Origin of the sequence: Shouchella rhizosphaerae (assembly GCF_900142675.1) — a bacterium.
Taxonomy (GTDB): domain Bacteria; phylum Bacillota; class Bacilli; order Bacillales; family Bacillaceae_D; genus Shouchella; species Shouchella rhizosphaerae.
On the sequence record NZ_FRBS01000003.1, the window covers coordinates 157,924 to 174,666 of the forward strand.

The 16,743-nt window shown below is 45.2% G+C and carries 18 protein-coding genes; 2 read left to right on the forward strand and 16 right to left on the reverse strand.

Annotated elements, in window-relative coordinates; translation table 11 throughout:
• Positions 1-103: 103 nt before the first annotated feature.
• The 6 genes from trhO to BUC05_RS09860 all read right to left on the reverse strand — a co-directional run bounded on the left by trhO (position 104) and on the right by BUC05_RS09860 (position 5,133).
• Positions 104-1,072, reverse strand: a complete 969-nt coding sequence (trhO, locus tag BUC05_RS09835; RefSeq protein ID WP_011247497.1) for an oxygen-dependent tRNA uridine(34) hydroxylase TrhO — start codon at positions 1,070-1,072, stop codon at positions 104-106.
• 245 nt (positions 1,073-1,317) lie between these two features.
• Positions 1,318-1,557, reverse strand: a complete 240-nt coding sequence (locus BUC05_RS09840; RefSeq protein WP_011247498.1) for a DUF362 domain-containing protein — start codon at positions 1,555-1,557, stop codon at positions 1,318-1,320.
• Between the two features lie 131 nt (positions 1,558-1,688).
• A complete protein-coding gene (gene racE / locus BUC05_RS09845) occupies positions 1,689-2,519 on the reverse strand; it encodes a glutamate racemase (RefSeq protein WP_035201846.1) in 831 nt (276 codons plus the stop codon).
• 17 nt (positions 2,520-2,536) lie between these two features.
• Positions 2,537-3,016 (reverse strand): MarR family winged helix-turn-helix transcriptional regulator, encoded by a 480-nt coding sequence (locus BUC05_RS09850; protein WP_050748983.1) that lies wholly within the window; start codon positions 3,014-3,016, stop codon positions 2,537-2,539.
• A 132-nt stretch (positions 3,017-3,148) separates the two neighbouring features.
• Positions 3,149-4,870: a phosphoenolpyruvate--protein phosphotransferase gene (gene ptsP / locus BUC05_RS09855; RefSeq protein ID WP_011247501.1), complete on the reverse strand. Its 1,722-nt coding sequence runs from the start codon at positions 4,868-4,870 to the stop codon at positions 3,149-3,151.
• Entirely contained in the window at positions 4,870-5,133 is a 264-nt protein-coding gene (locus BUC05_RS09860; RefSeq protein ID WP_011247502.1) for a phosphocarrier protein HPr, read from the reverse strand. The genes ptsP and BUC05_RS09860 overlap by 1 nt, the downstream gene beginning before the upstream one ends.
• Before the next feature lie 402 nt (positions 5,134-5,535).
• Between BUC05_RS09860 and BUC05_RS09865 the strand changes: the two genes are divergently transcribed.
• The gene (locus BUC05_RS09865) at positions 5,536-5,760 is read left to right on the forward strand and encodes a helix-turn-helix domain-containing protein (RefSeq protein WP_011247503.1); all 225 of its coding nucleotides are present in this window, start codon (positions 5,536-5,538) and stop codon (positions 5,758-5,760) included.
• A gap of 26 nt (positions 5,761-5,786) precedes the next feature.
• Here BUC05_RS09865 and BUC05_RS09870 read toward each other — a convergent pair whose 3' ends face one another.
• The 5 genes from BUC05_RS09870 to BUC05_RS09890 all read right to left on the reverse strand — a co-directional run bounded on the left by BUC05_RS09870 (position 5,787) and on the right by BUC05_RS09890 (position 11,175).
• Positions 5,787-6,242, reverse strand: coding sequence for an acyl-CoA thioesterase (locus BUC05_RS09870; protein WP_035201849.1), 456 nt, complete (start codon positions 6,240-6,242; stop codon positions 5,787-5,789).
• A gap of 153 nt (positions 6,243-6,395) precedes the next feature.
• On the reverse strand, positions 6,396-7,148 hold the full coding sequence (sdhB, locus tag BUC05_RS09875) for a succinate dehydrogenase iron-sulfur subunit (RefSeq protein ID WP_011247505.1): 753 nt from the start codon (positions 7,146-7,148) through the stop codon (positions 6,396-6,398).
• Positions 7,145-8,914 (reverse strand): succinate dehydrogenase flavoprotein subunit, encoded by a 1,770-nt coding sequence (gene sdhA / locus BUC05_RS09880; protein WP_035201852.1) that lies wholly within the window; start codon positions 8,912-8,914, stop codon positions 7,145-7,147. Before sdhA ends, sdhB begins: the two co-directional genes overlap by 4 nt.
• 38 nt (positions 8,915-8,952) lie before the next feature.
• Complete coding sequence (locus BUC05_RS09885) at positions 8,953-9,561, reverse strand: succinate dehydrogenase cytochrome b558 subunit (protein WP_011247507.1); 609 nt, start codon at positions 9,559-9,561, stop codon at positions 8,953-8,955.
• Positions 9,562-9,819: 258 nt separating this feature from the next.
• Positions 9,820-11,175 carry a TrkH family potassium uptake protein gene (locus BUC05_RS09890; protein WP_011247508.1) on the reverse strand — a complete coding sequence of 452 codons (1,356 nt, stop codon included), beginning with the start codon at positions 11,173-11,175 and terminating at the stop codon, positions 9,820-9,822.
• 168 nt (positions 11,176-11,343) lie between these two features.
• Between BUC05_RS09890 and BUC05_RS09895 the strand changes: the two genes are divergently transcribed.
• Complete coding sequence (locus tag BUC05_RS09895) at positions 11,344-11,766, forward strand: YslB family protein (RefSeq protein ID WP_035201855.1); 423 nt, start codon at positions 11,344-11,346, stop codon at positions 11,764-11,766.
• 25 nt (positions 11,767-11,791) lie between these two features.
• On the opposite strand, the gene uvrC is transcribed toward BUC05_RS09895, so the two are convergent.
• From uvrC to BUC05_RS09920, 5 genes are all read right to left on the reverse strand, one after another.
• Entirely contained in the window at positions 11,792-13,576 is a 1,785-nt protein-coding gene (gene uvrC, locus BUC05_RS09900) for an excinuclease ABC subunit UvrC (protein ID WP_035201857.1), read from the reverse strand.
• A gap of 55 nt (positions 13,577-13,631) precedes the next feature.
• Positions 13,632-13,946: a thioredoxin gene (gene trxA, locus BUC05_RS09905; RefSeq protein ID WP_011247511.1), complete on the reverse strand. Its 315-nt coding sequence runs from the start codon at positions 13,944-13,946 to the stop codon at positions 13,632-13,634.
• A 226-nt stretch (positions 13,947-14,172) separates the two neighbouring features.
• Positions 14,173-15,150, reverse strand: a complete 978-nt coding sequence (locus tag BUC05_RS09910) for an electron transfer flavoprotein subunit alpha/FixB family protein (RefSeq protein WP_011247512.1) — start codon at positions 15,148-15,150, stop codon at positions 14,173-14,175.
• Between the two features lie 13 nt (positions 15,151-15,163).
• On the reverse strand, positions 15,164-15,934 hold the full coding sequence (locus BUC05_RS09915; RefSeq protein WP_035201858.1) for an electron transfer flavoprotein subunit beta/FixA family protein: 771 nt from the start codon (positions 15,932-15,934) through the stop codon (positions 15,164-15,166).
• A 28-nt stretch (positions 15,935-15,962) separates the two neighbouring features.
• Complete coding sequence (locus tag BUC05_RS09920; protein ID WP_011247514.1) at positions 15,963-16,733, reverse strand: enoyl-CoA hydratase; 771 nt, start codon at positions 16,731-16,733, stop codon at positions 15,963-15,965.
• Between the last annotated feature and the right edge of the window lie 10 nt (positions 16,734-16,743).

Consider the following 16,743-nt stretch of genomic DNA (forward strand, 5'->3'; position numbering starts at 1 on the left):
CCTCGGCTGCACTCCTCGTCTGACAAGCGTTTTCTATCAGTCTGATTGTTTGTCGACTTTGTCGACAACCTCACGCCTCCCAAAAAGGAGGCGTGTCAATGATTTATAATCGAGCAGGAAGCTTTTCTCCAAGAGCGTCAAGCCGCGCTTGGTGTTCTTCAGGAGAAAGCTGATGCTCTTTTACATAGAGATTGCGAGGGTGGACGCGGCATTCAGGTGTACAGCCGCGCAAATATTTATGCTCATTTTCCTCTGAACATAAAATTTGCTTGTTGCATTCTGGATTCGCGCAATTGACATACCGCTCGCACGGTTTTCCGTCAAAGTAATCTTTTCCGACTACAGTTGGCGCTACGTGGTTAATCGGCACTGTTAGCCGCTCATCAAATACATAGCATTTGCCATCCCACAATTCCCCTTTTACTTCTGGGTCTTTTCCGTAAGTGACAATGCCGCCATCTAATTGAGCTACATCTTCAAACCCTTCTTTTTTAAGCCAGCCTGAAAATTTTTCGCAGCGGATTCCTCCTGTGCAGTAAGTAAGAATTCGTTTATTTTCAAATTGCTCTTTGTTTTGTCGAATCCAATCAGGCAGCTCCCTAAAAGCCTTAATGTCTGGGCGGATCGCTCCACGAAAATGGCCGACATCATACTCATAATCATTGCGGGCGTCAATGACAACCGTGTCCTCTGCCAGCATTGCTTCACGCCATTCTTTTGGCGATAAATGCTTGCCTGTCAGTTCGTTTGGATTGACGTCGTCTTCATTCAAGCGAAGCGTTACCAGTTCTGGGCGAGGGCGTACATGCATCTTCTTAAATACGTGCTGCTCTTCTTCGTCCACTTTAAATACAATGCCTTCAAACAATGGGTTGGCTTTCATCGCCTCCATATAGGCATCGGTATGTTCCTTCAGCCCTGATACGGTTCCATTAATGCCTTCTTTTGCTACAAGTACTCGGCCTTTTAACTGCAAGCTTTTGCAAAAAGCGAGATGCTCTTTAGCAAACCCTTCTGGATCTTCAATCGTAGTGTAATAATAATACAGTAGTACACGGTAATCTTTAGACATATACTCTTCCACCTATCTCCTTATATTTGCAAGATACAATGTGTAGGTGTCTTACCTAGTCAGCCACATCTGTGTCTCATGTTTTGCCAACCTATATTATACAAAAATTCGCCTTTTTGTCCAGTTCCTTGCTATTTTAACAAAAGCAAGCGAAATGACCAAAACAAAAGCTCCCTCCCATGTTAAGGAGATGAGCTTTCTATCGTGGGCTACTTTGATAAATGTTGTTAGCGCCTTTCCAACTGTTACTCAATCCCAAAAAATTCTTCCGCTTTTTTCAAGAACTTTTGGTCTTCAGGGGCCATCTCATATTCTTCCACAATGGCATCAACTGGGCATACGCCTTGGCAAGCGCCGCAATCAATGCAAATATCTGGATTAATAAAGTATTGGTCTTCTCCTTCTTCAATGCAGTCAACTGGGCATACATCGACACATTCCCCAGCTTTCTCCCCGATGCAAGGGCTCAAAATGACAAATGCCATGTTTTACACTCCTTTAAAAGTCTCCTCTTTTAAGAAAACAGCAAAAAAGCCGTCTCTTCTTCTCAATCATTCTACTGCCTGTCTCTAGCATACACCCCTGCCTCAGAAACATAAAGGGGTTTGCCTGAATTTCACTTACTTTTCATCGTTGCTTGAACCGGCAATGGCCCATCAAGATGAATCGACGCGACTGAGTCTGTGTGAATGTTTAGCCAACTCGCCGCTAATTGCTTAAATTGATTCGCTTCTCCAGTCGTATAGAAACGATGTGTCGCCTTTGCCTGATGTTGTTCGTTCATTGAATGGTAAAACAGCAAACTGCTTACTTCCCTTGCTGTCTCCTCGCCTGATGAAATGACGGTAACGCCGGGCAAACACGCTTCAATGACAGGCTTTAACAATGGGTAATGGGTACAGCCTAAAATGAGCGTATCGAAACCGGCGCCTTGAAGGGGAGCGAGCGATTCGCGTACTACCGCTTCGGCTTCAGGTCCTTTAATCGTCCCCTGTTCAACAAGGGGCACAAATAACGGACATGCCAAGCTTTCAACCGTTACGTTTTCATCAATCGAATGGAGTGCCATCGTGTAGGCGTTGCTCGCAATTGTGCCTATTGTGCCAATGACAGCAACATGGCGATTTTCGCTCACTTGTATCGCGCTGATCGCCCCTGGACGGATCACGCCAACAACTGGAATGTCTAACTGGGCTCTTGCCTCTTCTAGCACAACCGCCGTTGCTGTATTGCAGGCAATCACAATCATTTTGACACCTTCATGTAAGAGACGTCCGATCATTTGCCACGTAAACGCCCGCACTTCTTCGACAGGGCGGGGGCCATATGGGCAACGGGCGGAATCCCCTATATATACAATCGGTTCTTTTGGCAATTGACGCATAATTTCCGAGGCGACAGTCAATCCCCCTATGCCTGAATCAATAATGCCAATCGGTCTGTTCACGCGTCTTTTCTCTCCCTTTATGAACGCACTTCACGCTTTTCCTTCATCGTTTTCAAAAGGAAATTTAAATTTTCTTCTAGATCGTTCACTTGTTCACTTGTAAAATGCTCAAGCATTTCCGCTAAATAATGTTGCCGCTTAGCGATCACTTCACGTATGATCGTTTGACCTCTATCCAACAAATGAATTCGCACGACGCGCCGGTCTTGTTTGTCTTTTACCCGCATCACCAATCCATTTTTCTCCATTCGATCTACTAAGTCCGTAGTTGTGCTGCATGCCAGGTGCATATGATTAGAAAGTTCCCCTATGGTCATATCACCATATTCATTTAACCACTGCAGTGCAACAAATTGCGGAGTCGTTATCGGGAAATGCGCTAAAATTTCTCTGCCCTTTTGTTTCACTAAGTCAGCAATTTTACGGAGAGAGCGCTCAATCTCCTCGAATTGGTGACGATTGTTGTCATAAGGTTTTTCCAATCGTTGCACCTCCATCCAATCCTATCGGTTTCTATTCATTCTAAGACTATTGTACTAACCTCAACGCCTCTTATCAACTAGATTTCTTAGATTGTCGACTAAACACATGGGAATAAGGACAAACGATTTCCGCTTGCCCTTATTTCCTTATGATTGGCTGTATTTGCTGCGAACTAGTTGTTCGACTCCATCGGCCGTATCTTTTGTCAATGCTTCTTGCGCAAAAGATTCCAGTTCAGCTTTAGACAATTTGCTAATCTGGCTTCTAGCAGGGAGAATCGACGTGGCGCTCATGCTAAACTCGTCTAAGCCAAGACCGAGCAAAAGGGGAATCGCAATTTCATCACCGGCCATTTCGCCGCACATGCCGACCCATTTCCCTTCTGCGTGGGCAGCTTGAATGACCATGTCAATTAGACGAAGAACTGCTGGATGGTACGGCTGGTATAAATAAGAAACTCGTTCATTCATACGGTCAGCAGCCATTGTATATTGAATCAAGTCATTCGTACCGATGCTGAAAAAGTCAACTTCTTTGGCAAACTGTGGAGCCGCCACCGCAGTCGATGGAATTTCCACCATAATGCCAACTTCCATCTCGTCGCTGACATCAACATTGCTCGCTTGCAGCTTGTCTTTTTCTTCGTGCAAAATTTGTTTAGCTTGACGCAATTCTTCCAACGTCGCAATCATCGGAAACATGATCTTTAAATTGCCATGTGCACTTGCGCGAAGCAAGGCGCGGAGCTGGGCCCGGAACATGTCCTGTTTTTCAAGGCAAAGGCGAATGGCCCGATGCCCTAAAAACGGGTTTAGTTCGTGTGGCAAATCCAAATAAGGAAGCTCTTTGTCGCCGCCAATGTCGAGTGTACGGATGACGACTGGCTTTCCATCCATCCGTTCCACCACTTCTTTGTAAGCTTCGTATTGTTCTTCCTCACTTGGAAGCTCTGTCCGTCCCATATAAAGGAACTCTGTCCGATAAAGGCCGATCCCTTCAGCGCCATTGTTAATCACGCCGTCTAAATCTTTAGGCGTTCCGATATTAGCCGCTAGCTCAACGTGGTGCGTGTCTTGCGTTGTCGTCTTTTTGTTGACAAGTTTTGCCCACTCCGCTTTTTGCGCTTCATAATCAGCTTGCTTTTGCTCATAAGCAGCTAACTCTTCTTCGGTAGGGTTGACAATGACGTGGCCATCAATGCCGTCAACAATCACAAGTGCACCGTTTTCAATTTTGGCAGTAGCTTCTTTCGTCCCGACCACAGCAGGAATTTCCAAAGATCTAGACATGATGGCAGAGTGAGACGTACGACCGCCAATGTTTGTCGCAAAACCTTTGATAACGTCAGGATTTAATTGTGCCGTATCAGATGGTGTTAAATCATGGGCAATGATAATGGTGTCTTCTTCGATAGCGGCAAGGGAAACGACTTCAATTCCCATAAGGTGACCTAATACACGGCGAGAAACATCACGTATATCCGCTGCTCGCTCTTTCATATATTCATTGTCCATGTTTTCAAACATGGTAATGAACATATTGGCGACTTCGTTCAATGCAAACTCCGCTGTTACGGAGTCTTCATTTACTTTTGCTTTCACAGCGTCGACCAACTCAGGATCGCTTAACACAAGCAAATGGGCTGAAAAAATTTCAGCCTTGTCCTCGCCTAATTCATTAAGCGCCTTTTCCTTAATAGCCGTCAATTCTTCACGAGAAATAGCCAGTGCTTCGTCCAGACGCTTGATCTCATCACTGGGGTTTTTGGCCTCTTTTTGTTTGATTGTAAAATCAGGCTCTTCGTGCACAAAGGCTTTGGCAATTGCTACACCCGCAGATGCAGCAATGCCTTTAAGAGAATGAAGCATTATTCGCCAAGTCCCTCTTTAATCACTTCTTCAATAGCTGAAAGCGCTTCATCTGCGTCTGAACCTTCCGCTTTGATTGTTACTTCTGCGCCTTGTCCAACACCAAGAGACATGACACCCATGATCGATTTAAGATTGACTGATTTCCCTTTGTATTCCAAAGTGATATCAGACGAGAATTGGCCAGCTTTATTAACAAGCTGTGTAGCTGGACGCGCGTGAATGCCCGTTTCTGCAGTAATTTTAAATGTTTTTTCAGCCATAGTAATTCCTCTTTTCTATTAGTATTTACTCATTGGTAAAGCCCTTGTACAGCGGGTCGCCTTTGCACAAATCACGACTGATTCTTACTAAGTATCGTACCCTGCAATGAGCTGCTCTAGCCAATTTATTTTTCTTTTTTGCTAAGCAATGCACTTTATTCAGCTGCAAAACCCTCTTATAAAAGAGCTTTATAAACATCGTCATTATAGCATGGGGGGTAATCCCTTTCAACAAAAAAACAAGGGCCCTATCAAAAAAACGACTAAATTCGACAATAATGAAAACGTCCTATTCGCAAATGAACGCTCACACCTTTTTCATACACAACATATACTGTCTTGACTAAAGCCTTTCAGGTCAGCGTTGACCTGCTCTTAGCCCGGCATGAAGGAGTGAACATATTGAAGGGAGCAGACTTCGGACCAAAACCTTTGCTTACGAAAAGGGAACGCGAAGTATTCGAACTACTCGTCCAAGACCAAACAACAAAAGAAATTGCTAATCACCTTTTTATTAGTGAAAAGACCGTACGCAACCATATTTCGAACACAATGCAGAAGCTGGGAGTAAAGGGGCGCTCTCAAGCCGTTATCGAACTTATACGTCTAGGTGAATTGACCATTTGAAAAAAGCCTGCTATGCAGGCTTTTTGCTATGTAGTTTTTTTACATGCTAGTTTAGCAAGCATCTTCTCAGAGAAAGGGAGTGCTTTGCCTGTCTGTTTGTCAACTTGCACCACTGTGCCTCTCCCTGTTAAACAAATATCAGTGTTTCTTTTTGCTACATAATGAATGTCCAATGAAGAACGCCCGATTTTATCCACTTTTACCCCTACTTGTAACGTATCCCCGTATTGAATTTGGGCCACATAATTACATTGCAAATCAGCAGTAACGACAATGGCATCATTGCTAATCGCGGCCCAATCTTCCATTAAGCCGCAAGACTCAAAAAATTCAAGCCTTGCGTGTTCAAAATAAATAAACGCAGACGTATTATTCACATGGCCAAATGCATCTGTTTCCGAAAAGCGGACTTTGATGGGAACAAAAAATGTAAATGAGTCTTCCCATGCGCTTATTTCATTGATATAAGCAGGCACTTTCATCGTTCATCGCTCCTTTTTTTGACAAATCTCAGCTTAATTGAAAAGGCTTAGTAGACGGGAATAATGGAGAGGAAAATGGAAATAGAAATGGGATTGACGTAAGCGGCGTTTGTCTATAGTTGAACGAGGCTGCTTCGCAGCCTCGTTGTATGATCATATGCTTCCAAAGAAGTTTTTAAAGGACTGCAATGCCGTCGCGCGGTTTAATGCAGCAATGGATGTTGTAAGCGGAATGCCTTTCGGGCAAGCTTGCACGCAGTTTTGTGAGTTTCCACAATTGGCAAGACCGCCGTCTGTCATAATCGTAGCCAACCGTTCTTCTTTATTCATTTCACCAGTTGGGTGGGCATTAAAGAGGCGAACTTGAGATAGTGCTGCTGGCCCAATAAATTCAGATTTTGAATTGACGTTCGGGCAAGATTCTAAGCAGACGCCGCAAGTCATACATTTAGACAGCTCATAAGCCCATTGGCGTCTTTTTTCTGGCATGCGCGGTCCAGGACCTAAATCATACGTGCCGTCAATTGGAATCCAAGCTTTTACTTTTTTCAGAGAATCAAACATTCTGCTGCGGTCGACGACAAGATCACGAACAACAGGGAATGTCCTCATTGGCTCAAGCCGAATGGGCTGTTCCAACTTATCAACGAGCGCGGTGCACGACTGTTGTGGTTTGCCATTAATAACCATTGAACAAGCGCCACATACTTCTTCTAGGCAGTTCATATCCCACGTGACAGGCGTTGTCTTCTCACCCTTAACATTGACAGGGTTGCGGCGAATTTCCATTAAGCAAGAAATCACATTCAAGTTTTGCCGGTAAGGGATAGCAAACTCTTCTTCATAGGAGCCGCTGTCTGGTCCATCTTGCCTTGTCACGATAAGGCGAATTGTTTTTTCACTCATTTGCTTCCAGCTCCTTGCTTTTTCTGTGAGTAGTCGCGTTTGCGTGGTTGAATCAACGATGTGTCGACTTCCTCATATTCAAAGTCCGGCGCGCCGGTGCTCGGATTGTACCAAGCTTTTGTTGTTTTCAAAAACTCTTCGTCGTTTCGTTCTGGAAACTCCGGCTTGTAATGGGCGCCACGGCTTTCATTGCGGTGGTAAGCGCCAAGCGTGATCACACGGGCTAGATTGAGCATTCCCCCAAGCTGGCGCGTAAATGCCGCTCCTTGGTTCGACCATTTAGCCGTATCATGGATGTTAATGTTTTGGTAACGTTCCATTAACTCCTGGATCTTTTCATCTGTTTTTAACAGCTTGTCATTGTAACGCACAACTGTGACGTTGTCCGTCATCCACTCGCCAAGCTCTTTATGAAGGACATACGCATTTTCCGTACCATCCATGCGCAAAATCGCGTCGAATTGGTCTTGCTCTTTTTTCACTTGCGCTTCAAATAGCGAAGACGACAAATCTTCAGTAGCTGTGTTCAATCCACTAATGTACTCCACTGCCTTCGGCCCAGCAACCATACCGCCATAAATGGCCGATAACAGCGAGTTTGCACCTAAGCGGTTTGCACCATGCTGAGAATAATCGCATTCGCCGGCGGCAAATAAACCAGGAATATTCGTCATTTGATCATAGTCTACCCACATGCCGCCCATCGAGTAATGAACAGCAGGGAAGATTTTCATCGGCACTTTCCGCGGATCATCGCCTGTGAACTTTTCATAGATTTCAATAATGCCGCCAAGCTTAATATCTAATTCTTTTGGATCCTTATGGGATAAATCCAAATAGACCATGTTTTCGCCATTAATGCCAAGCTTTTCGTCTACACACACATGGAAAATTTCCCTTGTAGCAATGTCACGCGGGACAAGGTTACCATACGCCGGGTATTTCTCTTCAAGAAAATACCACGGTTTTCCGTCTTTGTATGTCCATACGCGCCCACCTTCTCCACGGGCAGACTCGCTCATCAGGCGAAGCTTGTCGTCGCCTGGAATTGCAGTCGGGTGGATTTGGATAAACTCGCCGTTCGCATAGGCAACGCCTTGTTCGTACAATTTTGCTGCAGCGAAGCCGGTATTAATCATTGAATTCGTCGATTTGCCAAAAATGATTCCTGGTCCACCAGTTGCCATAATAACGGCGTCAGCTGAGAAACTGCGTATTTCTGCTGAATTCAGCTCTTGTGCTGTAATGCCACGGCACGCGCCCTCATCGTCGATCACAGCAGATAAAAACTCCCAGCCTTCGTATTTCGTTACAAGCCCTTGCACTTCGTAACGGCGTACTTGTTCGTCCAGTGCATACAAAAGCTGCTGTCCAGTCGTGGCCCCAGCAAAAGCGGTGCGATGGTGTTGTGTACCGCCAAAACGACGGAAATCGAGGAGCCCTTCAGGGGTACGGTTAAACATAACGCCCATGCGATCCATTAAATGAATAATCGCCGGAGCTGCTTCGGTCATTGCTTTAACAGGTGGCTGGTTCGCTAAAAAGTCGCCACCGTACACAGTATCATCAAAATGTTCGTAAGGGGAATCCCCTTCTCCTTTTGTGTTGACAGCGCCGTTTATGCCGCCTTGCGCGCATACGGAGTGGGAACGTTTCACCGGTACAATCGAAAACAAATCGACCGGTACCCCTTTTTCTGCCGCTTTAATCGTTGCCATTAGCCCGGCTAACCCGCCGCCTACTACAACAATTTTCCCTTTACTCATAAAGTCCACTCCCTAAAAAATTCGCTAGTTGCTGATTTTTATACGAAAGCAAATGCAGCGGAAACACCTACATAGGTAAGTGCTGCAAAAACGATAATTGATACATATGTCATAATTTGTTGTGAACGAGGTGTTACGGTGATGCCCCATGATACAGCGAATGACCATAGTCCATTGGCAAAGTGGAACGTCGCAGACACAATGCCGACTATGTAAAATGCCATCATCCAAGGGTTTTGCAAAATATTTGCCATCATATCGTAGTTGACTTCATGACCAAACAGCGCTTGGATCCGCGTGTCCCAAACATGCCAAGAAATGAAAATTAAGAGAAAAACCCCTGTCCACCGTTGGATGCGGAACATCCAATTTCGGAATGTGCCAAAGCGGCTCGTATTGTTTTTTGCTTGCATCGCAATGTAAATGCCATAAATCGCGTGATAAAGAATCGGAATAAAAATGATGAGCAATTCTAACGCATAACGAAAGGGCAGACTCTCCATAAAATGGGCTGCCTGGTTAAATGCTTCCGGTCCTCTTGTTGCAAAGTGGTTGACTATTAAATGCTGAATTAGAAAAATTCCAATTGGTATAACTCCTAGCAATGAATGAAGCCTACGATTAAAGTACTCTCGATTCTCAGCCATACACGTTCCCTCCACGATATTTTTCCTCATCAAGACCCCTTATACAAATTCGTGCGTTTTTCTCTCTCTTATAAACGTACCCCCTGATATGGATTATGAATGACTTTCATTGAAAAACTGAAACTGTGAAATCTATTTGACAGTTTCATTTTACTCCTAGGGAAAATCCGAGTCAAGAAAACGGATTCAATTCATCTTGATTTTAAAGGGTTTTGAATGTTCTTTCTACATAAACCGACAGAAATCGGCTGCTTGGCGCTAGCCGATAATGACTGGTTCTGTCGGATAATGGTAATGGCTTTTCGTATGTTTCTTTTTAAAGGAGAACAGCATAGCGACAATCCCTACTCTGCCAATAAACATTAAGCACATTAAAATGATTTGGCTTGGATAGGAAAGGGAGCCAGTCTCCCCCATTGTTAGGCCGCAAGTCCCAAAGGCAGAGGCGACTTCCACAATTAAAGCAAGTAAACGTATGCCGCTGTCTCGTTCAAAAAAAGCGATGCTAATTAAAGAAACGGCAATGAGCAATGCTGCAACAGACAAAACGATAAACGCCTTTTCCTGGTCATCTTTATGGATTTGCCGCCCAAATGCATTTACGCGGTTGCGCCCTAAAGCGTAGCCCCTGATTGTCAAAACCATTACAGCAAGGGTAGTCGTCCGTATCCCGCCGCCAACGCTTGAAGGGCTCGCTCCGATAATCATCAGTCCCGACATAAATAGCAGCGTCGACTGCTCAAATTGACTTATATCTATTGTTGATAACCCGGCACTTCTTGTTGTGGCCGATTGGAACAAGGAATGGCCAAACTGTTCAAACCAAGGCAAGCCAGCAAAAGCTCCAAACGACTCGAACAGCCAAATGCCAAGTGCCCCAATGGCGAAAACGAGAAAATAAGTGGAAACGGTCAATTTTGTAAACAAGCTGAAACGGAATCCGGCTTTCCGCTTTAACAAAAACTCCCTGCACTCTACAAGAACAGGAAACCCAATCGAGCCGGCTATGATCAACAAGATCATCACAAGCTGGACAACTGCGTCGCCGGCAAACGGTTGGAGTGATTGCCCGGTGAGGTCAAAGCCAGCGTTAGTAAACGCACTCAACGCAGCAAAAAATCCTTGAACATAAGCCTCCGTCCATGTGTCAAAGTAGCGCAAATAATAAGTACCGAGTACAAGCCCTCCAACACACTCGATCGCAAGCGCAAGTAGCAAAAGCTGCCTCATGAGCAAAACAAGGCCACTCATATGGTTTTGGACGCGATTTTGGTCGGCGATGATAAGCATGCGCTGGGCAAGGTTTATTCGCTTTCCTAATACGATCCAAGTGAATGTTCCGAGTGTCATAATGCCAATGCCGCCTAACTGAATCGCAAGGGAAAGCACCATAATGCCCGTTCCATTAAACGTGTCGGCAACAGATATTGTCGTTAGCCCCGTTACACTGACGGCACTAACCGCTGTAAACAAAGAATCGCGATAGGCAAGCGTTACGCCGTCTTGATGAAACCAGGGAATCATTAAAAGCAGACTAAACAAAAAAATCGTCAGCAAATAGGCAGTAATAATAATTTGGAATGAATTGCTTAACCGTGCATGCTTATTGTCCATGGCACACCTCTCATTTATCACCAGTTAGTATATCACTGTCTGGGCTCCTTTACTATATCGCCTAGGTTCCATTTGCCGTGAAAAATTAGACAGAAGAACTACTGACAAAATCGCTAATCACAGGTAGTATAGGAACATGGAAAGCTATCGAAAGGTTGAGGTGTGACAATGAGCGGGGAAGACAACAAGGAGCAAACAGCAGGGCAATATGGCTATGATTTAATCCGTAATGATATCCTGCGCACGATTCTCGGAGACGAGCACGACAGATTGCTTTATTGGGTAGGCAAAAAAGTCGCGCGCGACAACCCACTTGAATCCGTTGAAGAATTAATTTCGTTTTTTCAACGTGCCGAATGGGGGCAACTCCAGCGTCTAAAAGAAAAACGGAGCGAATACATTTTTGAACTAACAGGAGATTGGATGGGACGAAAAGATAGGCGCTGTTACCAGCTTGAGGCTGGCTTTTTAGCGGAAACATTTGAAGTGTGGCATGAGGTAACAACGGCCGTTACATATACGCAAAAACGAAACAGCACGATTTTTACGGTGCATTTTGACCGAAATGATACTGTCAACGTAGGCGACTAACAGGAGGGCACTAAAAAACAAGCCGTTAAGCATTCGGCTTGTTTTTGTTTAATGTGTGATGAATGGTTTCTGCCAGTTTGGTTGGCACGTGTTTGCTTAAGTCCTCAATGGAAGCTTCCTTGATTTTTTTTACTGAACCGAACGTTTTAAGAAGCGCTTTTCTCCGTTTCTCCCCTACGCCAGGGATGTCGTCAAGTGCTGATTGCAAAAACGATTTCGCCCGTGTTTGGCGATGGAATGTGATCGCAAAACGGTGCACTTCATCTTGGATGCGTTGCAACAAATAAAATTCATGGCTGTCACGCTGTAAAGGCACGACTACCGGAGGAGACCCCATTAATAATTGCGACGTCCGGTGTTTATCATCTTTAGCCAAACCGCAGACAGGGATAGCTTGGCCAAGCTCGTCTTCAATCACTTCTTTAGCTGCAGCAATTTGCCCGGCGCCCCCATCAATGACAATCAAATCAGGCAATGGCCGTTTTTCCTTTAAAAGGCGGACGTAGCGGCGACGCACGACTTCACGCATCGATCCATAATCATCAGGGCCCTCTACCGTTTTGATTTTATACTTTCGGTACTCTTTTCGCTGCGGCACGCCGTTTACAAAAACAACCATAGCAGATACTGGGTCAACGCCTTGAATGTTCGAATTGTCAAATGCCTCGATCCGGTAAGGCGCATTTATTCCGATTGCCTCCCCGAGACGTTCGACTGCTTTCACCGTTCTCTGTTCATCACGTTCAATGAGCGAAAATTTCTCTTTTAAAGCGAGAGCAGCGTTTTCTTCAGCTAAATCAAGCAACGCTTTTTTTTGGCCTCGTTTCGGCTGTGTGACGCGCGTCTCAAGCAACTCTTCCAGCAATTGTTTATCGACGCTTTCAGCAACAAAAATTTCTTTTGGCTTAATATGGTTTTTTTCTAAATAAAACCGGGCAATAAATGTTAACAGCTCTTCGCTTGCCTCCTGGTAAAAGGGGAAAATGGACACGTCCCGTTCAATGAGGCGGCCTTGGCGAATAAAGAATACTTGGACGCACATCCATCCTTTATCATAGGAAAAGCCAAATACGTCCCTGTCCGTTTTGTCAGCAAACGCCATTTTTTGCTTTTCCATTACTTTTTCCATTTGTGCAATCGTATCCCTTAATTCTTTAGCCCGTTCAAAGTCGAGGTCTTCGGCCGCTTTTTCCATTCGTTCGCGAAGTTGCTCTTTTATATCGCTATGACCATTTTTCAAAAACTTTGTGATCTCATTCACCATAGTTTGGTTGGTTTCTTCACTCACTTCGTATACGCAAGGAGCAAGACATTGGCCGATGTGGTAATACAAACAAACGGAGTCCGGCATTTTCCGGCATTTACGCAATGGATACAGGCGGTCTAACAGTTTTTTCGTCTCCGTAGCCGCGCCTGCATTTGGATAAGGGCCAAAGTACTTTGCCCCGTCTTTTTTCACTTTCCGCGTAATTAATAAACGAGGGTGACGCTCATTCGTGATTTTAATATACGGATACGTTTTGTCGTCTTTTAACAACACATTGTATTTGGGATCATGCTTTTTAATCAGTGTAAGCTCTAAAATCAATGCTTCGATGTTACTGGAAGTGACGATGTACTCAAAATCGCAAATTTCTCCAACAAGGCGTTGTGTTTTGCTATCGTGGCTCCCCGTAAAGTAGGAGCGCACTCTGTTTTTTAACACTTTTGCCTTACCAACATAAATAATCGTCCCTTGGCGGTCTTTCATCAAATAGCAACCAGGCTTGTCAGGCAAGAGAGCCAACTTATTGGTAATGGTTTCGTTCAATCGTTCCTCCTCCTGTAAAAAGTCCGCCTTTTTTAAGAAAGGCGGACTGCTAGGATTACATTTGTTTATTCAACAGCTCTTCCAATGCTTCTTTCGGTTGGAAGCCGACCGCTTTGTCAACCACTTCGCCGTCTTTTAAAACAAGCAGCGTTGGAATGCTCATAACTCCAAATTTCCCTGCGGTTTCTTGGTTTTCGTCGACATCGACTTTTACGATTTTCGCCTTATCGCCAAGATCACCGTCGAGCTCTTCTAATACTGGAGCGATCATTTTGCATGGTCCACACCAAGGAGCCCAAAAATCTACAAGAACGAGGCCTTCCTTTGTTTCCTCCGTGAAGTTTTGGTCAGTCGCATTGACAATTGCCATTTGCCAAATCCCCTTTCATTGATAACATATTTACAGTATACCATTCCGTAAGCATGTAGAAAAATATGCTGCTTCTCTGGAATAGATTACCCACTGTCGACTAATCATAAACGATTTTTTCCAAAATAGAAAGCCACTTGCTCACGCAAGCAGCATAAGGCGAAAGACTGGCTTCTAGTCGGCTTCTGCCGTCATGGGTGCTACCCGCTAGCGCAAGTAGCTGTTGTTATTTAGAGACAAGCACGGCTTTTAATTCTTCTGTAAGAAGGGGCACCACTTCAAACAAATCACCGACAATACCATAATCAGCAACTTCGAAAATAGGGGCTTCTGGGTCTTTGTTAATGGCTACAATCACTTTCGAGTTGGACATCCCTGCTAAATGCTGGATCGCTCCTGATAGGCCGACGGCAATGTATAAGTCTGGTGTGACGACTTTGCCTGTCTGGCCAATTTGTAATGAGTAATCACAATATTCGGCGTCACAGGCTCCGCGGGAAGCTCCGACTGCCCCGCCAAGAAGGTCCGCAAGCTCTTGCAGTGGCTTAAAGCCATCTGCGCTTTTCACACCCCTGCCGCCAGCTACAATAATATTGGCCTCAGACAAATCGACGCCGCCAGTCGCTTTTTTGACCACATCTTTCACGATCGCGCGCAAATCTTGGATGTCAACAGAGTGTGTTTCCACTTCACCAGAAGCGCTTTCCTCTTTAGCTAAAGCAGCAATGTTGTTCGGCCGGATTGTGACGATGTAAGGCCCTTCCTCAACAGCTTTGCGCTTTTCAAATGCCTTCCCTGAGTAGATTGGCCGTGTAAATACAGGCGTGTCGCCTGCCTCGATTGCAACGACATCAGAAAAGAGCGCTCCATCCAGTTTAACAGCCAAACGCGGCGATAGGTCTTTGCCAACTGAAGTGTGGCCAAGAACGACAATGTCTGGATTTTCTTTGTCAAACACTTGCAAATACGCTTGTTTATATGCGTCTGTTGTGTAATTTGCTAGCTCAGGGTGTTCCACGACAATAACCCGGTCTGCTCCGTATTGAAATAACTGTTCGCCAAGACTTGCAATCGCCTCCCCAGCAAGAACGGCTGTCACTTCGCCGCCATCCGCAAGCTCTTTTGCAGCAGCAATCGCTTCAAATGACACATTTCGTAGCTCATTGTTTTTCGCTTCTGCCAAGACAATTATTTTTTTCGCCATATTCCTCTCCCCCTTAAAGCACTTTTGCTTCTGTTTTTAACAACGAGACGAGTTCTTTCACTTGCTGAGATGGCTCTCCTTCTAGCTTTTTGCCTGCTTGCTTTTCAGGCGGCAAATAGACATCAACTACCGTGGTTTTTGCCGCTACGTCTTCTTCCTCTACATCTAAATCGTCTAAATCAAGCACCTCAAGTGGCTTCTTCTTCGCTTTCATAATTCCTGGAAGCGACGGATACCGAGGGTCGTTTAAGCCTTGTTGGGCAGTGACAAGGAGCGGCAGCTTCACTTCCAGTTTTTCTTCGTCCCCTTCGACATCACGAACAATATGAGCGGTTTGCCCCTCAATAGAAAGCCCGGTAATCGTCGTCACTTGGGCGATGCCAAGCAATTCGGCAAGCCGTGGGCCAACCTGGCCTGAACCGCCGTCAACCGCTACATTGCCAGCCAAAATAATGTCGACTTCTTTGTCCTTAAAGTAGGCATACAATAGCGCTGCTGTTGTTGCAGGATCGCTCTCTTCAAGCTCTTCTCTATCAATCAAAACAGCTTTGTCTGCTCCCATTGCCAATGCTGTACGAAGTTGCTTTTCTGCTTCCTCTTCTCCAACTGTGACGACTGTGATCTCTCCGCCATGTGCTTCTTTCAGCACAAGGGCTTCTTCGACAGCATACTCATCATACGGGTTAATAATAAACTCGGCGCCCTCTTCTTGGACTTTACCGTTTTGAATGGTAATGGCTTCCTCTGTATCAAATGTTCTTTTTAACACAACGAAAATATTCATGGGAATTCCTCCTATAAACTCGTAGTGACTATTTGCCGCGAAAAACAGGCTTGCGCTTTTCAATAAAAGCATTGACGCCTTCTATGCGATCCTCTTTCTGATAAACTTCAGAAAAATAAGCGATCTCCTTATCTAAGCCTTCCTTCAGAGCGCCTTCGCTCATTTTCGTAAGCTCCAATACGCGCTTGACCGTTAACGGGCTCTTCGCAGCAATCGTCCTTGCCATTGCCCTTGCTTCCTCCAGCAGATGATCTTCATCGCACACTTTATTCACAAGTCCAACGTTAAGCGCCTCTTCGGCCGTAATAGGAGCGCTTGTCAGCATCATTTCCAACGCTTTCGGCTGGCCAACAAGCCGTGGCAACCTTTGCGTCCCGCCAAAGCCTGGGATCAACCCGAGGTTCAGTTCTGGCAAGCCCAGTTTTGTCTCTGGTGCCGCCAGACGAATATGGCAAGCCATAGCTAGTTCAAGTCCGCCGCCGAGCGCGGCGCCATGGATAGCAGCGATAACGGGCTTCGGAGCTGCTTCAATTTTATTGAACGTATCTTGCCCTTTTTTGCCAAGTTGGGCAAACTCTTCGCTGTCGCCTACTTCTGTAAATTCTTTAATATCTGCCCCTGCCGCAAAAAAACGGCCTTCTCCGTAAATGATTGCCACTTTAATTGCATCATCGTTGTATACGTTTTCAAAAACTTCGCTCAGCTCTTCGATCACAGACCGTGCAAGCGCATTGGCAGGGGGCCGCTTTAACCCGATCTCTGCGATGCCGTCTGTGACTTTCCATGTTATGTTTTCCACTAGTAGTCCT

What these genes read in the sequence shown, in the direction of transcription:
- BUC05_RS09890 (WP_011247508.1), bottom strand. Translation starts at nt 11,175, where the DNA reads ATGGACAATAAGCATGCACGGTTAAGCAATTCATTCCAAATTATTATT.
- BUC05_RS09885 (WP_011247507.1), bottom strand. Translation starts at nt 9,561, where the DNA reads ATGGCTGAGAATCGAGAGTACTTTAATCGTAGGCTTCATTCATTGCTA.
- ptsP (WP_011247501.1), bottom strand. Translation starts at nt 4,870, where the DNA reads ATGCTTCATTCTCTTAAAGGCATTGCTGCATCTGCGGGTGTAGCAATT.
- trxA (WP_011247511.1), bottom strand. Translation starts at nt 13,946, where the DNA reads ATGGCAATTGTCAATGCGACTGACCAAAACTTCACGGAGGAAACAAAG.
- sdhA (WP_035201852.1), bottom strand. Translation starts at nt 8,914, where the DNA reads ATGAGTAAAGGGAAAATTGTTGTAGTAGGCGGCGGGTTAGCCGGGCTA.
- BUC05_RS09850 (WP_050748983.1), bottom strand. Translation starts at nt 3,016, where the DNA reads ATGGAGGTGCAACGATTGGAAAAACCTTATGACAACAATCGTCACCAA.
- BUC05_RS09840 (WP_011247498.1), bottom strand. Translation starts at nt 1,557, where the DNA reads ATGGCATTTGTCATTTTGAGCCCTTGCATCGGGGAGAAAGCTGGGGAA.
- BUC05_RS09895 (WP_035201855.1), top strand. Translation starts at nt 11,344, where the DNA reads ATGAGCGGGGAAGACAACAAGGAGCAAACAGCAGGGCAATATGGCTAT.
- BUC05_RS09860 (WP_011247502.1), bottom strand. Translation starts at nt 5,133, where the DNA reads ATGGCTGAAAAAACATTTAAAATTACTGCAGAAACGGGCATTCACGCG.
- sdhB (WP_011247505.1), bottom strand. Translation starts at nt 7,148, where the DNA reads ATGAGTGAAAAAACAATTCGCCTTATCGTGACAAGGCAAGATGGACCA.
- BUC05_RS09910 (WP_011247512.1), bottom strand. Translation starts at nt 15,150, where the DNA reads ATGGCGAAAAAAATAATTGTCTTGGCAGAAGCGAAAAACAATGAGCTA.
- BUC05_RS09870 (WP_035201849.1), bottom strand. Translation starts at nt 6,242, where the DNA reads ATGAAAGTGCCTGCTTATATCAATGAAATAAGCGCATGGGAAGACTCA.
- trhO (WP_011247497.1), bottom strand. Translation starts at nt 1,072, where the DNA reads ATGTCTAAAGATTACCGTGTACTACTGTATTATTATTACACTACGATT.
- BUC05_RS09915 (WP_035201858.1), bottom strand. Translation starts at nt 15,934, where the DNA reads ATGAATATTTTCGTTGTGTTAAAAAGAACATTTGATACAGAGGAAGCC.